Source organism: Sphingobacterium micropteri, assembly GCF_014692515.1.
Taxonomy (GTDB): Bacteria; Bacteroidota; Bacteroidia; order Sphingobacteriales; family Sphingobacteriaceae; genus Sphingobacterium; species Sphingobacterium micropteri.
The window spans coordinates 93,496-111,691 of sequence record NZ_JACOIK010000007.1 but is presented as its reverse complement, the minus strand read 5'-3'; the positions used below and the strand labels follow the sequence as shown (position 1 = coordinate 111,691).

Sequence of the window (18,196 nt, the reverse complement as noted above, 5' to 3'; positions counted from 1 at the left end):
CAGCGATGAAAAGCCCAAAAAGTATACTCTTGTTTCTTTTGGTATTGTCCTTGAACGGTTTCCATAACCTTCGTGCACAGACCAAACTTAATTCGTTATTCGGCGACCACATGGTACTTCAGCAGCACGCCGATGTTGCGATATGGGGCACCGACAAACCCCATACCGCAATAAAGATTGAGGCGAGTTGGGGGGAATGGGCCAGCGTGACCACAAATGCAGACGGCACCTGGAAAACGACGATCAAAACGATTGCCGGTGGCGGTCCTTATACCCTACAGGTTCAAGGGAGCCGTTCCATAAGCTTAAAAGATGTCTTATTAGGTGAGGTTTGGCTTTGTTCGGGGCAATCGAATATGGAAATGCCCTTGGCAGGCTTCGCCGGGCAACCCGTTATCGGCGCCAATGAACTCATCCTAAACAGCGAAAACGAAAATCTACGCTTATTTCATGTAAAACGAAATAGCAGCGCCATCCCTTTGGATACCTGTACAGGTATATGGAAGAGCGCCGATCCGGGCAATGTGGCCAAATTCAGCGCCGTAGCGTATATGTACGGCAAAATATTACAGGAGAAGCTTAAAATTCCCGTCGGTATTATCTGCAGCAGTGTTGGCGGCACGCGTGTAGAAGCCTGGACAAACAAGGAAACCTTAACTTCCAACGGATTTGACTATACTTCTATTAAGGAACCTGCTAACATCACCGTAAATTCACCTTCGGCTTTATTCAATGCGATGATTCATCCGTTGATCCCTTATGGGATGAAAGGGGCGATCTGGTACCAGGGAGAATCCAATAGAAACAAAGCTGAACTATACCAAACCTATTTTCAAGCGATGATCAGCAGCTGGCGTAAGGAGTGGAGACAAGGGGATTTCCCATTTTACTTCGTCCAAATTGCGCCTTTCAACTACGGTAACGGTGTCAACGCGGCTTTCTTACGGGAAGCACAGCTAAAAACATGGCAAAACACACCTAACACCGGCATGGTCGTAACCATGGATATCGGAGAAGAAAACTGCATCCATCCGGCCCATAAACAGGAAGTAAGCCAACGTCTGGCCTATTGGGCGCTTGCTGATACCTATGGTTATAAGGGCATTCAGCATAGCGGTCCCATCTTCAAATCAATGGACGTCGTTGGGAATAAAGCGCAGATTCATTTTGATTATGCTCCGGGCGGAGTCTGCAGCTTCAACAAAGAACTCAAACATTTCGAAATTGCGGGCGAGGATCAGGTTTTTCACCCCGCTGTAGCAAACATACAAAAAGGAAGTTTGACCGTTTATAGTAATGTCGTCTCCAAGCCTGTGGCGGTCAGATACGCTTGGAAGAACTATGCCGAAGGCTGTCTTTTCAACGTTTTTGGTCTACCGGCTCCTTCCTTTAGAACAGACAACTGGAATTAAGAAGTTTTTATTACATTCGCAGTAAACCTCCTCGCCAATGAGAATTTACTACTTTGCCATCGTCTGTTTTCTCGTCGGGTTCCACGCTATTGCTTTTAGCCAGCGCCCAGGAGGCTTGCCTAAAGACCTTGTCTTCCAACATTTCAATTCTGTCAACGGGCTGTCGCAGCGGTCCGTGGCAGACATCATCCAAGACAGGAAGGGGTATATTTGGTTCGGAACGAGGGACGGTTTAAATAAATTCGACGGGCAAAAGTTTGTGGTCTATCGGCATACCACGACCGACCTCCACAGCTTAAGTAACAGCAATATACACGCCATATACGAAGACCGCGATGGCGGACTTTGGGTCGGCACCGAGAGAGGTTTGAATAAATATGATCCGGTAACAGATCGCTTTACCCGTTACTTATTTTCCGATTCCCCCCATGCTGTTGCGGACAATCTGGTGCGGGGTATCATCCAGATAAGCGACCGGCTGCTATGGGTTGCCACCGAAAACGGGATTATCCAGATCGATCTTCGTACCGATAAAATTAAGAAAATCCAACATCGACCCAGACAGCCGAATACGTTGAGCGATAATAACCTGCGATCGTTCTTTAAGGACAAAGCGGGTAATATCTGGATCTGCAACGCCAGATACATCGATGTTTATAACCTAAAAAGCGGAACGTTCAGACGTCTTGATTACCCACAAAAAGCGGGTAATAGCCATATACATCTCAATGGATTGCCGACACTCTTTATGGACCAAAAGCATACGTTGTGGCTGGGCTACGAATTAGGGCTGGCACGTTACGACCGTGCCACCGGACGTTTTGTAGATTTCGAGTTCGAACAAAAAAAGGCAATCACCACGTCCACGCGTACCCTTTGCGAAGACCGTGTCGGCAACCTGTGGATAGGCAGCTATGCTGGTCTTTACATCCTGAGTGCGGATCGTCAAGAACTCAAACATATCGTACACGATCCTGAAAACACCAGCAGTTTAAGTCAGAACTCTATTTATAGAATCATACGGGACTCCCGTGGCGACATGTGGATAGGCACTTGGGCAGACGGCGTTAATTACTACAACCAAGGCAACAATACCTTTAAGAACATCTACTCCGGCAATACTGACAACAAGCTGAACTACAAGGTCGTCAGCGGTATAACAGAAGATGCGGACGGAAACCTCTGGATCGGCACCGAAGGGGGCGGGCTGAACGTCTATAACCGGCATACCAAAAAGTTCACTTACCATAAGCACAACCCTCAAAACCTTAGCAGCCTTAGTGCCAATAATATAAAATCGGTTATCACCGACCGCAACGGTAACATCTGGGTCGGTATGCACGATGGTGGGCTTGATTTTTTAAATCTCCGGCAAAGTCCGCTTAAATTTCAGCACATTGATTTCGCCCCCGATCAGAATATTTCGCTGAAAGCCTATAAGGTGCTTACCCTATTTGAGGACCGTAACGGTAATATCTGGATCGGCACATTAACCGGTGGACTGATCTTCTACGATACACAGCGAAAGATGCTTTCAAAAGTCGACAAGGAGATCAAGACCGTGATGAGCATCACCCAGACAGATGATCCGAACCTGTTGTTAGTTGGCGGAAATAACGGCCTGGAAACGGTCCATATCCAAACCAAACAACTGCGTTCCGTACCGATCAAAGAACTGGATGAGAACACAGCTCCACTCTATATCAACTGTATATTCGTCGATCGGTCCGATCGTTATTGGATAGGAACAGAAGGTCAGGGGCTCCATATCTATAATCCGAAAGATAAAACGACGAAGTCTTACAGCACAAAAGACGGACTTCCTAATGATATTATCTATGGCATTCTTTCAGATGGTAGTGGCAGAATCTGGATAAGTACCAACAACGGTCTCAGCCAGATAGAAACAACCTCCAACACGATTAAGAACTATAGCCAATCCGATGGTCTTCAGGGAAACGAGTTCAATTACGGTTCTTTTTTCAAAAGCAGAAAAAAAGAACTGTTTTTCGGTGGTACTAACGGGCTAACTTTCTTCAACCCGAACGACCTGCGACAAAATACCTTCGTCCCGCCGATCGATATCACCCATATTGATGTAAACAATGCATTTTTTACGACAGTTTCTGACTCGGTGACCAGCATCGACCTGGCCTATAACGAAAACAACGTCAGTATAGACTTCACATCGCTGAGCTATATGAGACCCGAGAAAAATGAGTTCGCTTACAAACTGGAAGGAAATGACGAAAACTGGAATTACATCGGCAACCAGCGCAGGGCCGTGTACACCAATATCAAACCAGGTAATTATACCTTTAAGGTAATCGGCGCAAACAATGACGGTATATGGAACGAACATGGGGATACGCTGCACATACGTGTGCTACCCGCACCATGGCAAACCTGGTGGGCATATTTAATTTATGCCGTGCTATGCACCGGCCTGTTTTTATATATCCGGAAACTGATCCTCCTTCGTGTAAAGGAGCGCAAAGAAAAAGAACGGGCCGAAGAGATCAACCAGCTCAAGCTACAGCTGTTCACCGATATCTCCCACGATTTCCGCACGCCGCTGACGCTGATCATCGGCCCGCTTGAAAAGATGGTCTTGCGACAACTCGGTGACAGTTACATCAAAAAGCAACACAATATTATGCTGAAAAATGCGAAAATGTTGTTGCAGTTGGTCAATCAGATATTGGACTTCAGAAAGAGCGAATCCGGGAAGTTAACCTTGCAAGCCACAAAAAACGATATTATTCCGTTTATACAAGAGGTTAAAAGCTCCTTCGACGCACTTGCGGAGAAAAAAAACATACAGTATCGGCTCATCACCCGCAATGACCATATTCTCGTATGGTTTGATCGGCCCAAGCTGAAAAATATCCTGTTTAACCTATTATCCAATGCTTTTAAGTTTAGTGAGGATAACAACGATATTACGATATATGTATCAACAACGTCAAAAAGGGTAAAAAGCAAATTGGTAAATTATGTCAAAGTCAGTATCCTCAACTTTGGTCCGGTAATTTCCAAGGAAAACCTCAACCTTATCTTTGAACAGTTTTATCAACTGCCCTATAAGCAACAGAACCTGGGATCCGGCATTGGGCTTTCCCTGAGCAAAAGGCTCGTCGACTTGCATCACGGCAAGATTGTCGTAAACAGTTCCGAAAATAAGGGCACCCGCTTCAGTATTCTGTTAAGGCTCGGGAACGAGCATCTGGAAAAAAATGAACGTATAACCGAAACCGACCGTGCAGCAATTGATGAAGATAACTTCCACTACGTAGATACGGGCAGCGATCTGCACGCTATAGCAGAAGCACAAGAAGTGGAAGACTTACCGGAAGAGCCATTGGAAGATGCCCAGCAACAACTCTTGATCGTAGAGGACAACATCGATCTTCAAAAGTTCATTCAAGAAATATTCAAGGACAAATACCGTGTTTTCACCGCCGAAAACGGAGAAGATGCTATTGCGATCGCTAATCAAGAAACTATTGACCTGATTGTCAGCGATGTGCAAATGCCGATTATGGACGGTTTTGAACTCTGTCGATACATCAAAACAACGCTGATCTGCAGTCATATTCCGGTGATATTGTTAACGGCAAAAACATCCTCGGTCCACCAAGAGAAAGGCTATCGTACGGGAGCAGATGCCTATATTACCAAACCCTTTAATGCAGAAATTTTAGCGCTTAGGGTAGACAATTTATTAAAAACAAGAGCCAATCTGGTCCGCAAATTTAAACAGGATACTATATTGGAGCCCAAGAAGCTGACTATATCTTCGCCCGATGAGCTTTTTTTGGATAAAGCAATTTCTGTTGTGGAGCAGCATATCAGCAACCCGGATTTCAACGTTAGTGCATTCATCGACCAGATGAATATGAGCCGCACGGTTATCTATACGAAACTCAAAGCGCTTACTGGTCAAAATCTTTCTACTTTTATTCGGCTCATCCGGCTTAAGAAAGCAAGCACACTGATTACCCATACACCAATGAATGTGTCACAGGTAGCTTACGAAGTCGGTTTCAACGACCTCAAGTATTTCCGGGAGAGTTTTAAAGAATTATATAAGGTTACGCCTTCGGAATATAAAAAACAACACCAAGAGAAAAAACATCAAGCATAGGAAAACACCATCTCCCGCATAAACACGACCAAGACAATCATCGCTAAAAATGTAGCCAACACAACGCCATTAGCTGTAGCTTCTTTTTCGTTACGGTATAAAAAACGAACCGAAATAAGGTTTATGGTAGCAGCAATTACATATAAAGCGATAGGCTTTTGTATAAATAAAGACGTTTGAATGGTCGTAAAGATTGTCGCTAAATGAGCTAGCAACGGAAAAATAACACCTAATGCCACTCCTACCCAAAAGTTATTCTTCATTTTTTCACATCAAAACTCCAGGAATTTAGTTCTGTGATGGTATGATGCGCGGTCATATCAAATTGCGTCGGCACAATAGAAACGTAGCCATTGCTCAATGCAGAGGCATCGGTATCCTCTCCTCTGTCCAACAATTGAAATTTACCCGTCATCCAAAAATATTCTCTGCCGTAGGGATCCTGACGCTCGTCAAACTCCTCAAACCATTTAGCGGTGGCCTGTCTACATATTTTTATCCCTTTTAAATCCTTACTAATATGGGGGAAATTAACATTCAATAAGGTGGCTTTTTGCAATCCGTGATCCAGCACCTGCTGTGCTATAGCTCTTACATAAGGTCGGCAATGGGAAAAATCGGCATGATGGGAAAAATCATCCAAAGAGAATCCAATCGAGGGGATATCCTCTATGGCCCCTTCTACGGCAGCAGACATTGTCCCCGAATATAAAACGTTGATCGAATAATTTAATCCGTGGTTGATGCCCGATACGCACAGATCCGGCTTCTTACCTTTAAAAATTTTATTTACGGCAAGCTTAACACAGTCTACCGGCGTGCCAGAGCATTTATACATCTCCACACCTTCATACAAATCGATTTTATCCAAGCGGAGCGGCTTGCCAATGGTAATGGCGTGCCCCATCCCGGATTGCGGACTGTCAGGAGCCACTACAACGACATGACCTATTTTTTGCATTTCTTCCAGCAACACCTTGATTCCGGGAGCAGTAATGCCATCATCGTTGACGACCAAAATCGTCGGTTTCTTTTTTGCCATAGGGCTAAAATAAGGTTTATGTTCTTTTTTTTGCTTAATTTATACAAAATTCATCATTTTTCTATTTGTTCTTGTATACGTAAAGTATAACTTTGGAAGTCAATTAAAACAGATATGCAACAAAAATCAGATATAGGCGTCATTGGTATCGCCGTTATGGGGGAAAACCTTATCTTAAATATGGAAAGCAAAGGCTTCCATGTGTCTGCTTACAACCGTACAGTAGACAAGGTAGAACATTTTGTCAACGGTCGTGCAAAGGGTAAAAACATCTATGGAGCTACTTCCATCGAAGATTTGATCCAGTCGTTAAAAAGTCCGCGGAAAGTGATGTTAATGGTAAAAGCCGGTAAACCTGTTGATGACTTCATCGAGCTGCTGATTCCACATCTGGATGAAGGCGATATCATCATCGACGGCGGAAACTCCCATTTTCCGGATACCGAGCGGCGAACTAAATATGTAGAAAGCAAAGGTTTGTATTATATCGGAACCGGCGTGTCGGGCGGTGAAGAAGGTGCATTATTGGGGCCATCGATCATGCCAGGCGGTTCTTCGGCAGCATGGCCTGCCGTAAAGCCAATTTTTCAGTCGATTGCTGCAAAAGTTGCCGATGGTTCGCCGTGCTGCGACTGGGTAGGTTCCGGCGGCGCAGGACATTTTGTGAAAATGGTGCACAACGGTATTGAATATGGCGATATGCAGCTGATCAACGAAACTTATCACATCATGAAAGATGTGCTGGGTATGACACCCGATCAGATGCATGAAGTGTTCAAGGAATGGAATGAAGGTGAGCTGGATAGCTACCTGATTGAGATTACCCGTGACATCTTAGCATTTAAGGATGAAGACGGTGAGCCGCTAGTGGACAAAATTCTTGATACCGCCGGACAAAAAGGTACCGGTAAATGGACAGGAACGGTAGCGCTTGATCTGGGCATACCGCTTACGCTTATTGCCGAGTCGGTATTTGCACGTTGTTTATCGGCACTGAAAGATGAGCGTGTAGCAGCTTCTAAGGTGTTAGAAGGGCCAAAGCCATCTTTCGATGGGGACCGCCAAGCGTTCATCAATGATCTACGCGACGCGTTATATGCGGCTAAAGTTATTTCCTACGCACAGGGATATCAAATGATGGCCGCGGCTGCCAAGGAATTTGGCTGGGAACTGAACTACGGCAGTATTGCGCTCATGTGGCGCGAGGGATGTATCATCCGTTCTGCATTCTTAAGCAAGATCAAAGAAGCCTTTGATAAAAATCCGGCATTGCAAAACCTGATTCTGGATGATTTCTTCAAAGATAAAATTCAAACAGCACAGCACGGCTGGCGCCGGGTGGTCGCTACGGCGGTTACCAACGGTATTCCTGTTCCTTGCCTCAGTGCCGGATTGATCTACTACGATGGCTATCGTTGCGAGCGCCTGCCGGCAAACCTGTTGCAAGCACAGCGTGACTATTTCGGAGCGCATACTTACGAGCGCCTTGACAAGCCACGTGGTGAGTTTTTCCATACCAACTGGACAGGTCGCGGTGGGGAGACTTCCTCCACAACCTACGACGTATAAGTCTAAAATTTTATTTAGATTTTTCATTTCATGCGCTGGGGCTTCCTCAGCGCATTTTTTTAAATATAAACCCGTATCTTTCGTTAAAAATCATGACCATGGAAAGAAGAAATTTTTTAAAATCAGTTACTGCCGCAGGTTTAACCGGCACATTGTTTACATCCTGTGCCTCCTCGGTTGAAGAAGGTGCAGAGTCGACCAACACGATCGCCAATGGTACCATTTTACATAGTGTATATTTTTGGTTAAAAGACGATATTACCGAGGAAGAAGAGCAGGATTTCCTGAACTTTTTTGCGGAGCTGCGCAAAGTGCCTGGTGTGCAAACCTTGCAATACGGAAAACCGGCTCCTACCAATCCGCGTTCCGTGGTAGACAATTCCTTCCACTACAATTTGCTCGTTACCTTCCAGAACATGGATGACATCAACACCTACGAAACGCATCCTACGCATACCGCTGCCGCGGAACAATACAGCAAATATTGGACAGAAGTGCAGGTTAGGGACACCATCATTATGTAAACGTTTCCGAAGATACCTGCTTTTACATGCACTTTAAATGTTAACTTAGACCATTTATCAGTTTAATCATTATCATATTATGGCAAACCACACCATTTTCGAGAGTCGATATGCGATTGGGCCCAACGAAACAAAATCGTTGGATACCAAAGGACTTCGTGAAAACTTTCTGATCGAAACCGTTTTCGCACCAAATAAAATCCATTTTGTATATAGCCACTACGACCGTTATATGGCCGGTGGCGCAATGCCGGTTGACGGACGCTTGCAACTAGAGACGATAGACGAGCTTTTAAAGGAACCCTATTTTCTTTCCAGAAGGGAGCTAGGTGTTATCAACGTGGGTGGCGACGGAAAGATCGAAGTCGACGGTACGGTCTATGAGATCGGGCACAAGGAAGCTTTATATGTCGGAAAAGGTGCAAAAGAAGTCTTTTTCAGCAGCAATGATACCGCTAATCCAGCGAAGTTTTATCTGAATTCTACACCGGCACACCACAGTTTTCCAACAAAGCGCGTGACCAAAGCCGAAGCAAATAAAATAGAACTTGGCGCGATGGAAACAGCAAACCACCGCGTTATCAACCAGATGTTACTACACAAAGTTTTGGATACCTGCCAACTGCAAATGGGTATGACAGAACTACAACCAGGTTCCGTTTGGAACACGATGCCGTCCCATACGCACGACCGCCGTATGGAAGTATATTTTTATTTCGATCTACCAAAAGATCAAGCCGTTTCTCATTTTATGGGGCCAACTGACGAAACGCGTCATATCTGGATGAAAAACGAGCAAGCTGTGATATCTCCTCCATGGTCTATACATTCGGGCGCGGGAACCAGTAATTATACGTTTATCTGGGGAATGGCCGGTGAAAACCTGGACTACGATGATATGGATAAATGTGCCATAACGGATTTAAAATAGCAACAGCGATGCAGAAAACGATTTGGTCAATCCTTGCTTGTGCTTTGTTAAGTGCCGGCTGCGCTGAGCAGCAGAAAGGCATTGTTGTAAATAATCCAACGGATATTGCGCGCCAGGAGCTTATTAGTATTCCATATGATGAGTTTACAGCACATTTTGATGTAGACTCCATCTTTTCAGTCAAGCTGATGGATGCCGAGACCGAGCTTCCCTATCAACTGGAAAAAAGAGGAAACACCACCCCTGAAAATGTATTGATTTGGATACCTGTAGATGCGAAAGGTGAAGTTACACTATCTGTAACAAAACAGGAGGCCAAACCGGCGTTCAAAGCACAAACCTTTGCTCGCTTTGTGCCGGAGCGTTTTGACGATTTCGCCTGGGAAAACAATGTACTTGCTTTTCGTATGTATGGCAAAGCGCTAGAGGGACGACCAGATGATGCACAAGGCATGGATGTATGGGCAAAGCGAACAGAAGAATTGGTGATAGACAAATGGTATAAGGAGAATGACTATCATACCGACCATGGCGAAGGACTCGACTATTATTCGGTAGGGCAAACCGTGGGTGCGGGCGATATGATGCCTTATTTTGATGGTAAAGTGCATTTCACCAAACACTATCGGGAATACCAAATACTAGACAATGGACCACTTCGGACGACATTCAAGCTTAGCTTTGAACCAGAGGAACTAAACGGCCAGACCATTTCCCTGACCAAAACGATATCCCTCGATGCCGGCCAACACTTCAACAAAGTGATTATAGATCTTGAAAACCAGCAGTCGGAAAGCACGCCTGTCGTTATTGGTTTAGCAAGACGAGGAGAAAGCGAACCGCAATACGACTTTAACGAATCAAACGGTAGCTTGGCTTATTGGGAGCCAGATATCCAGGGGCATGGCCAAACCGGAACGGCATTAATATTAAATGAAAACAAACCCACATTTATCGATAACGATAATACCCAGTTTTTACTGGGCACTGAAGTTCAGCAGGATAAGCCCTTTGTATATTACAATGGCGCCGCCTGGAACAAAGCGGGTCAGGTGACTTCTGCCGACGAATGGAAGAGCCTTGTCGAAAAACAAGTCGAAAAATTAAAAAATCCTTTGGTTGTTAAACTAAAATAAAAACATAAAAAATGTCTATTCTAAATACATTTGATCTATCCGGAAAAGTGGCCTTAGTTACAGGCTGCAAGCGCGGAATCGGAAAAGCCTTAGCAGAGGCTCTTGCGGAAGCAGGTGCTGATGTTATCGGCGTATCGGCAACATTAGAATTGGAAAATTCCAAAGTTGCCCAGTCCGTAGAAGCCATCGGACGCAAATTTTATGCTTATCAATGTGACTTCGCCAATCGCGAATCGCTTTATCAATTCATTGAGCAAGTTAAAAAAGACCATCCAGTCATTGATATCTTGTTCAATAATGCCGGCAACATCTTACGTAAACCCGCTGCGGAACACCCTGATGAATATTGGGATCAAATTATCGAAATCAATCAAAATGCACAATTTGTGCTGACCCGTGAAATCGGGAAGGATATGATTGCTCGCGGTTCCGGAAAAATTGTTTTCACCGCTTCTTTATTAACATTCCAGGGCGGTATCAATGTACCGGGTTATGCCGCATCTAAAGGTGCGATTGGTTCATTGACCAAAGCTTTTGCCAACGAATGGGCATCTAAAGGTGTGAACGTGAATGCAATCGCTCCAGGTTATATCGCTACAGATAATACAGAGGCTCTGCGCGATGATCCAGAACGTTCGGCCTCTATTCTCGGACGTATCCCTGCGGCGCGCTGGGGTGAACCGGAAGACTTTAAAGGTCCTGCCGTATTCTTGGCCTCCAAGGCTTCGGATTATGTACACGGTACAATCCTAACCGTCGATGGCGGCTGGATGGGCAGATAATTAATTAGCCGATTCGATTTTCAACGCATCCTCCACAATACTAAGGATGTCGTCCATATCGAAGGGTTTGGGCAAAAACATATCCGCCCCCGCATCAAGCGCGATGGTTCTACCATCGCGACTTGCGGATATACATAAAATAAATATATTGCTCAAATCCCGGTCCTTTCTTATTTTCTGAATCAACAAATCACCTGAAATGACTGGCATCCATAAATCTACAATTAGAACATCCGGTTTATAATGGCGCAACCTTTCATAAGCATTTAAACTATTCGTCTCTACAATCGTATCTGCATCAATAAATTCAAATATCATTTCCAACATTTCGGAAATGCCTTTATCATCGTCACAAATGAATATTTTTTTCCGTGCCATTACTGCTTTTCTTTTATAGGAAGTGTAAAACTAAACGTTGACCCTTCTCCCAATTCACTTTCTACCCATATCACCCCTTCATGCTGTTTAATAATCTGTTCACAGATATATAACCCCATTCCCATCCCCGCAAATTTTTCTTTTACTGCACCAACCCTATAAAACCTATCAAATACCTTCTTTTGATCCTTTTGATCAATTCCCACGCCAGAATCTGTAATCGAAAACTTAATATGCCCTCTCAATCGGGATAAGTAAACATGAACCTGCTTCTGAGAAGGAGAATATTTAATGGCATTCGATACAAGATTTCCGACCACCTGACTTAGATGCGTTTCATCTCCATCATAAACAACCCCGGTGCTTCCTTTCAAAATTATCGTATGGTTGTCACTATTAAATTGAATATGCTCTATGGTATCACGGACCATCTGATCGAAATCAAACTTTTTATGATGGATATCTAGATTTCCTGATTGGATTTTCGATACATCCAAAAGCTCGACAATGAGCTTGTCCAATCGTTCAATCTGACTGACTGATTTCTGCACAACTTCATTGAGTTTCTTATTGTCATTTGGCATTAATCTTCTGATTAATTGTATATATCCTTTTACCGCCGTGAGCGGTGTTTTCAACTCATGACTCGCTATGGAGAGAAAATCATCTTTTCGTTTTTCGATTGAACGTCGGTCGGTGACATCTTCTATAGCCAGCAATATGCGGTCTTTATAATCTCCTTCGAGTTCAATTCGGTGCGCATTCAATAACATCGTTTTCTTCCCAATGTGTGGAAAATCATGCTCTACCTCAAAATCCAAAACAGGATTATTTGTCGGCAATATTGTTTCTAGCAATATCCGTAAACCATCAATATCCCACTGTCTATTTCCTAAGTCGAAAAGTTGTTTTCCAACTGTGTCAGAAGGCGTGACTTTAAATGTCCGAAGAAAAGATTCATTAACCGTAAGCACGTTTAAATCGGGGTCGAGCACGACAAGGCTTTCCCGGATTGTTTGGATAATACTTTTAAGGTATTCTTCGTTTAACCTCAGATTTTCTGTTCTTTCATTAATTTTCTTTTCCACCTGCTGTCGCTCAAATAGCAATTTTTCCTCTGCATTTTTACGAAGACTTACATCATTCTGAACACCAATAAAATGGGTTATTTCCCCATCATCATTTTTTAAGGGAGAAATAGAAAGTTCATTCCAAAAAAGATCGCCATCTTTCTTATAGTTTCTGATCTCTACGGTAATACCTATGCCCTTGTCAATCGCTTCACGTAGAGCTTCGCGTATCTCCTGTCTGCGTTCTCCCCCTTGCAAAAATCGACAATTATGCCCAATAACCTCATCAGATGTATATCCGGTAATCCGTTCAAATGCCTTATTACTATAAATGATGGGGTTATCGGGAAGCCTATTATCTGTAATGATAATACCGGCCGAACTTGCATCCAACGCGGCGTATATCAGGGGATCTAGCCCTGTGTTGTTTCGTGTCTCGTTATCTCGTTTATCACTTTGTAACATACCTGTTTTTTTCACTATTTTGTTTTCACTATCTTGGTTTCAAGAACAAAAACAGTTTATTTATGAACGCTCGAAAGAGCGAATAGTTTTTGGTCTGTTTCCTATCAATTTATTGCAGACAATAAATTCCTAAATTTTCCAAAGTCTATAGAATAGCAATTTAAATATTAACTTAAAAATTTTTCGTAGTTTTGAAAACGTTTCAATCCGTTTTTGTTTTTCCATAAAACTTATTGCGACCAAAATATTAATACGCGTGCTTACTGCACGGTGGTTTGTCGGCTACTATTTAGAAAGGAGAGAACGTATGCGGCATATCGACTGTCATGAGGAAAGAATACATACCTGCGGAAAGATTCAATCTTTCGGCTACCTGTTTATATTTGACGGACATGAACAATGTGTCGCGGCTAGCGAAAATATAGAGCAACGTTGGCTCTGCACGGCATCTAGTCTGATCGGAAAGAATATAGACGAACTTCTGGATTTTCTTTTGCCAAAATACAATACACTTTTTCAGCATTTTAGAGAAGAAATCGCAGATCCCGTATTTTACCGCTTTGTAGAGAAGGTAGATCTGGATGGTTCTGATTACTATGTTAGTATTTACCGACATGCAGAAAAGTTGTATCTCGAAATAGAACAGAGCAATGGATTTGATCTAAAACAAACAAAACTCTATTACTACGCTAAACATCTCGAACGCGAGGACAGTGATGTCTGGAAATCGCTTACACAGCTGATCAGGGAAATTATCCAGTTTGACCGCGTCATGATTTATCGTTTTAAGGAGGATAAAAGTGGTCAGGTAATTGCCGAATCGATTGGCCACAGTCTGGATTCACTTTTGGGATATCGCTATCCGGAATTTGATATTCCAAAACAGGCACGGGCGCTGTATAAAGAGTTCTTAGCCCGCCATACTGCCGATACCGAAAGCATGGTTAGTCCTTTGGTACAATCAACAGAAGAAGATATAGATCTTACCCGGTGCAGCGTACGGGCGCTATCTCCTATACATCTCCAGTATTTACGAAATGCTAAAGTTCGGGCAAGTGCTAGCTTTTCTATTATCGTGGATGGCGAACTTTGGGGCTTGGTAGCTTGCCAAAACGTCTTACCCAAGCATGTTGATCTCGCGCAAAGACACGCTTGCACGTTTTTGACACAGTATGCAGTCAATTACTATCTGGCTATGTGTCGGAAACAGGAAACACAATATATCGAGCTAACGAGTCAGCTGGAAGCAGAGCTGAAAGAGAAGCTGTGGTTAACTAATGACTTACTGGCCACTTTTAACAAGTTCGCACATCGATTAACGCACAAGCTGGCCGCAGACGGCATGTGGATTGGCAATCATAAAGAACAACTTTCGTTTGGTCATGTACCAGCAGAACAACATATCGCTGCCATTCACAAACTATTGGACGAACAGCAGGAAAACGTATTCGCTACGCATGAATTTACCTATACAGAGGGACTGCAAACCAGCGAACCACTATTCCCCGGGATTATTAAAGCAAACCTTGTTCCCGATTCCTCTTGGACCTTGTTATTTTTTCGGAAAGAGCATAGAATAGAAGAAGTATGGGCGGGTAAACCCGAAAAAATCATACAGTATGACCCCGTTAGCAATCAGAAGTTTCCTTCTCCACGTACTTCTTTCGAGGCTTGGAAACAAATCAACCAAAGCACAGCCATCAAGTGGGAACAACGGGAAATCCAGTTTATCGAACGTATCGTCCTTTTAGTACAACAGGTTTTGGCTAAAAAAGCTGGAGAGATACAACGACTAAACGAAGAACTGGTGAATGCAAATAATACGTTGGATACCTATAGCTATACGTTGACGCATGATCTTAAAAACCCGCTGTCTGCTATTCGTCTTTCCGCACAGATGATTCAAATGAAATCCGATTTAAGCGAGGCATCTTTAAAGCGGTGTAGTACCAATATTTTGGATGCCGCGCAGTTGATGGCCGAGATGATGGATAAGATGCATGAAGAATTTGCGAGCTCAAGCGCTGTCTTATTGAAACCTTATTTAATTGATCCAACAGCACATATTCTATCTATTGTAGAAACAGCCAAGCAGGAACATAACGTACATCATCTACATTTTGAACTTGGGGAAGTTTATCCCGTATTAGCCGAAAGAACATTACTATTTCAGTTATTCTTAAATCTAATAGGTAATGCTATAAAATATAGCGGAAAGGAACAACAACCTCGTGTGAATGTATATAGCCAAATAGACGATAGCCATATATCCTACTTTATTGAAGACAATGGTATCGGCATGGATTTGAAAGATAATAGTGATATTTTTGAGATCTTTCGTCGTATGCCAAATTCGACGGGTTATGAAGGTTCTGGTGTTGGTTTATCTATTGTCAAAAGGATTGTCAATAGATTAAATGCGACTATTGCCGTAGAAAGCGAAGTTGGCAAAGGTACGTTGTTCCGGGTGGATTTTGTTCGACACCAATAGCTTGCTCTCTCGCCGCAATTAAACGCCTATCTCGTACAATAAGCGAAATAGCTGTAGCATTTTGTTCTGCTTTACGGCGAACGAAGCTTAGCCTTGTTCGGGAAACCAAACTACATTGAGTATGTAATATAAAGTAACCCAAGGGGTTTTATCAACGCAGATAAAGTCCTTTTTTATCGATAAACTCAATAACCTTATCCGGTACATAAAACTGGATGCTTTTTCCGGCTTTTACGGCTTGACGAACAAAGGTAGAAGATAACTCCATCACAGGGGTTTCCGTGATGGTAACGGATGGATGCTGTTTAAGTTCTCCCCCATCATAATCCGGCCTAGGGTAGACGATAATCGGATAATCACGAAGAATAATATCGGCATTTTTCCATTTATGAAAATTGGCGAGGTTATCCTCCCCCATAATTAAAGCGAATTCCCTTGTGGGATACTTTTCTACCAAATGGATCAAGGTATCGATGGTGTAAGAGGGTTGGGGTAACGAAAACTCTATATCAGACACCCGTAGCCTTTCGGCACCTTCAATGGCCAAATTGACCATCTCCAAGCGGTCGTACATATTTCCGAGATTCTTCTTGTCCTTAAATGGGTTTTGGGGGGATACCACAAACCATACCTCATCAAGTTCCGTATAATTGGCCATATAGTTGGCAATAATCAGGTGCCCGATATGTATAGGATTGAATGAGCCAAAGAATAAGCCAACTTTTTTATTTGCCATTCTAACTCGCTAACTTATTTATTTTCATTTAAAAAATCCAGCACAAGTGCTTGCGCTTCTGTACAGGCGGTTTCCAAATCAAAATTGTTTAACACCACATCAAATTTATCGGCATAGCTCAGTTCCAGCTCGGCTTTCGCAAAACGTTCCTGCAATTTCTCTTCGGAGTCTGTTCCCCGACCTCTCAAACGTTCTTTCAGCACGTCCAACGATGGCGGGTTTACGAAGATGGCGAGAGCTTCTTCAGGATATTTAGATTTCAGACGGAGACCACCTACCACATCAATATCGAAGATAACGGATTTTCCCAACGACCAAATACGTTCTACCTCTTTTCTCAATGTTCCGTAGAAGGTCCCAGCATATACTTCTTCAAATTCGATAAATTCGTGTTTAGCGATTTTATGCAGAAAATCCTCCTTGGAAATAAAATAATAGTCTTTCCCGTCGATCTCTCCTATCCGAGGTTCCCGTGTACTAGCAGATATAGAGAACGCTATTTTATCTCCATGATTAGACAACAACCGCCTAACGATAGTCGTTTTTCCTGCGCCGGAAGGAGCTGAGAATATAATCAATTTTCCACTCATTTTTATAACACGTTAAGTAGCTGTTCCTTTATCTTTTCCAATTCTTCTTTCATCCGGACAACAATCTGCTGTATATTAGCATCGTTCGCTTTAGATCCTAAGGTATTAATTTCCCGACCCATCTCCTGCGAAATAAAGCCTAATTTTTTCCCATTGGAATCACTGGCATTCAATCCTTGGATAAAGTAATTACAATGACTTCTTAAGCGAACTTTTTCTTCGGTGACATCCAGCTTGTCTATGTAATAGATAATCTCCTGTTCGAAGCGATTCATATCTACGTTTTCCTTTCCTACAGCTTCATCGAGGTAATGGCTCAAACGCTCCCGTATTAAGGGAATACGGTTCCCTTCTACTTCTTCCACTTGCGATAGGTAGGAAAGAATTAGATGCACGCGACTTTCCAGATCCCTCTTCAACACGTCGCCCTCATCCTCCCGAAACTTGGTAAAATGTGCTATTGCCGTATAAAAGGCGCCCATCAGTACTTTTCCCTCCTCTTCATCTACCGTATCTTCATTCGCACTTACAACCTCCGGCATGCCGAGTGCCATTTCAAATAGGGAGGCATTAGTTTCCCCCACATCTTGTGCTATTTCTTGTAATTGCTTATAATATTGTTTAAAGAGTGCTGCATTAATCGTCGAAGCTTTTGCCGTTTGATCAACATATTCGATGGAGACCGAGATATTTACCTTACCCCGTTCGATCAATTTACTGGCTTCGGTGCGAAGTGTCAATTCCCGATCTGAAACAATTTTCGGCAAACGCAAACTAAGCTCAAGAAATTTGGAATTGAGGGATTTCAATTCCACGGTATATTTGACTTTTCCATTTTCATGGCTGCCTATACCGTACCCTGTCATAGATTTTATCATACGCAAAGGTAGAAAAAGACTTTTATCTATAAGGAATTAGGTTTT

15 protein-coding genes are annotated in these 18,196 nt (G+C 43.1%); 8 read left to right on the top strand and 7 right to left on the bottom strand.

Going from position 1 to position 18,196, the window contains the following annotated elements; translation table 11 throughout:
* The first annotated feature begins 5 nt into the window (after positions 1-5).
* Together H8B06_RS10895 and H8B06_RS10890 are read left to right on the top strand one after the other, a co-directional pair.
* Entirely contained in the window at positions 6-1,412 is a 1,407-nt protein-coding gene (locus H8B06_RS10895) for a sialate O-acetylesterase (RefSeq protein ID WP_190994315.1), read from the top strand.
* Between the two features lie 37 nt (positions 1,413-1,449).
* Entirely contained in the window at positions 1,450-5,559 is a 4,110-nt protein-coding gene (locus H8B06_RS10890; protein WP_190994314.1) for a hybrid sensor histidine kinase/response regulator transcription factor, read from the top strand.
* Here H8B06_RS10890 and H8B06_RS10885 read toward each other — a convergent pair.
* Both H8B06_RS10885 and surE read right to left on the bottom strand, forming a co-directional pair.
* Positions 5,550-5,822, bottom strand: coding sequence for a hypothetical protein (locus tag H8B06_RS10885; protein ID WP_190994313.1), 273 nt, complete (start codon positions 5,820-5,822; stop codon positions 5,550-5,552). The two genes, H8B06_RS10890 and H8B06_RS10885, sit on opposite strands and share 10 nt — an antisense overlap.
* Positions 5,819-6,601, bottom strand: coding sequence for a 5'/3'-nucleotidase SurE (gene surE, locus H8B06_RS10880; RefSeq protein ID WP_190994312.1), 783 nt, complete (start codon positions 6,599-6,601; stop codon positions 5,819-5,821). Before surE ends, H8B06_RS10885 begins: the two co-directional genes overlap by 4 nt.
* A gap of 114 nt (positions 6,602-6,715) precedes the next feature.
* Between surE and gnd the strand changes: the two genes are divergently transcribed.
* The 5 genes from gnd (at position 6,716) to H8B06_RS10855 (ending at position 11,543) form a co-directional block, all read left to right on the top strand.
* Positions 6,716-8,170, top strand: coding sequence for a decarboxylating NADP(+)-dependent phosphogluconate dehydrogenase (gnd, locus tag H8B06_RS10875; protein ID WP_190994311.1), 1,455 nt, complete (start codon positions 6,716-6,718; stop codon positions 8,168-8,170).
* 98 nt (positions 8,171-8,268) lie between these two features.
* Positions 8,269-8,694, top strand: coding sequence for a Dabb family protein (locus tag H8B06_RS10870; protein WP_190994310.1), 426 nt, complete (start codon positions 8,269-8,271; stop codon positions 8,692-8,694).
* A gap of 79 nt (positions 8,695-8,773) precedes the next feature.
* Positions 8,774-9,625, top strand: coding sequence for a 5-dehydro-4-deoxy-D-glucuronate isomerase (gene kduI, locus H8B06_RS10865; protein ID WP_190994309.1), 852 nt, complete (start codon positions 8,774-8,776; stop codon positions 9,623-9,625).
* An 8-nt stretch (positions 9,626-9,633) separates the two neighbouring features.
* A complete protein-coding gene (locus H8B06_RS10860) occupies positions 9,634-10,761 on the top strand; it encodes a DUF4861 family protein (protein ID WP_190994308.1) in 1,128 nt (375 codons plus the stop codon).
* 17 nt (positions 10,762-10,778) lie between these two features.
* Complete coding sequence (locus H8B06_RS10855; RefSeq protein ID WP_190994480.1) at positions 10,779-11,543, top strand: SDR family oxidoreductase; 765 nt, start codon at positions 10,779-10,781, stop codon at positions 11,541-11,543.
* On the opposite strand, the gene H8B06_RS10850 is transcribed toward H8B06_RS10855, so the two are convergent.
* Together H8B06_RS10850 and H8B06_RS10845 are read right to left on the bottom strand one after the other, a co-directional pair.
* A complete protein-coding gene (locus tag H8B06_RS10850; protein ID WP_190994307.1) occupies positions 11,544-11,921 on the bottom strand; it encodes a response regulator in 378 nt (125 codons plus the stop codon).
* Complete coding sequence (locus H8B06_RS10845; protein WP_190994306.1) at positions 11,921-13,456, bottom strand: PAS domain-containing sensor histidine kinase; 1,536 nt, start codon at positions 13,454-13,456, stop codon at positions 11,921-11,923. Before H8B06_RS10845 ends, H8B06_RS10850 begins: the two co-directional genes overlap by 1 nt.
* Before the next feature lie 256 nt (positions 13,457-13,712).
* Here H8B06_RS10845 and H8B06_RS10840 point away from each other — a divergent pair, with 256 nt between their 5' ends.
* Complete coding sequence (locus H8B06_RS10840; protein WP_317170888.1) at positions 13,713-15,947, top strand: ATP-binding protein; 2,235 nt, start codon at positions 13,713-13,715, stop codon at positions 15,945-15,947.
* Positions 15,948-16,098: 151 nt separating this feature from the next.
* On the opposite strand, the gene nadD is transcribed toward H8B06_RS10840, so the two are convergent.
* The 3 genes from nadD to H8B06_RS10825 are packed head-to-tail and all read right to left on the bottom strand — an operon-like array spanning position 16,099 to position 18,151.
* A complete protein-coding gene (nadD, locus tag H8B06_RS10835) occupies positions 16,099-16,683 on the bottom strand; it encodes a nicotinate (nicotinamide) nucleotide adenylyltransferase (RefSeq protein WP_190994305.1) in 585 nt (194 codons plus the stop codon).
* Positions 16,684-16,697: 14 nt separating this feature from the next.
* The gene (gene gmk / locus H8B06_RS10830) at positions 16,698-17,273 is read right to left on the bottom strand and encodes a guanylate kinase (protein ID WP_190994304.1); all 576 of its coding nucleotides are present in this window, start codon (positions 17,271-17,273) and stop codon (positions 16,698-16,700) included.
* 2 nt (positions 17,274-17,275) lie between these two features.
* Positions 17,276-18,151, bottom strand: coding sequence for a YicC/YloC family endoribonuclease (locus H8B06_RS10825; RefSeq protein WP_190994303.1), 876 nt, complete (start codon positions 18,149-18,151; stop codon positions 17,276-17,278).
* Positions 18,152-18,196 lie beyond the last annotated feature (45 nt).

Coding starts and splice junctions, on each gene's coding strand:
- surE (WP_190994312.1), bottom strand. CDS start 6,601: ATGGCAAAAAAGAAACCGACGATTTTGGTCGTCAACGATGATGGCATT.
- H8B06_RS10825 (WP_190994303.1), bottom strand. CDS start 18,151: ATGATAAAATCTATGACAGGGTACGGTATAGGCAGCCATGAAAATGGA.
- kduI (WP_190994309.1), top strand. CDS start 8,774: ATGGCAAACCACACCATTTTCGAGAGTCGATATGCGATTGGGCCCAAC.
- H8B06_RS10860 (WP_190994308.1), top strand. CDS start 9,634: ATGCAGAAAACGATTTGGTCAATCCTTGCTTGTGCTTTGTTAAGTGCC.
- H8B06_RS10885 (WP_190994313.1), bottom strand. CDS start 5,822: ATGAAGAATAACTTTTGGGTAGGAGTGGCATTAGGTGTTATTTTTCCG.
- H8B06_RS10890 (WP_190994314.1), top strand. CDS start 1,450: ATGAGAATTTACTACTTTGCCATCGTCTGTTTTCTCGTCGGGTTCCAC.
- nadD (WP_190994305.1), bottom strand. CDS start 16,683: ATGGCAAATAAAAAAGTTGGCTTATTCTTTGGCTCATTCAATCCTATA.
- H8B06_RS10850 (WP_190994307.1), bottom strand. CDS start 11,921: ATGGCACGGAAAAAAATATTCATTTGTGACGATGATAAAGGCATTTCC.
- H8B06_RS10870 (WP_190994310.1), top strand. CDS start 8,269: ATGGAAAGAAGAAATTTTTTAAAATCAGTTACTGCCGCAGGTTTAACC.
- H8B06_RS10845 (WP_190994306.1), bottom strand. CDS start 13,456: ATGTTACAAAGTGATAAACGAGATAACGAGACACGAAACAACACAGGG.
- gmk (WP_190994304.1), bottom strand. CDS start 17,273: ATGAGTGGAAAATTGATTATATTCTCAGCTCCTTCCGGCGCAGGAAAA.
- H8B06_RS10895 (WP_190994315.1), top strand. CDS start 6: ATGAAAAGCCCAAAAAGTATACTCTTGTTTCTTTTGGTATTGTCCTTG.
- gnd (WP_190994311.1), top strand. CDS start 6,716: ATGCAACAAAAATCAGATATAGGCGTCATTGGTATCGCCGTTATGGGG.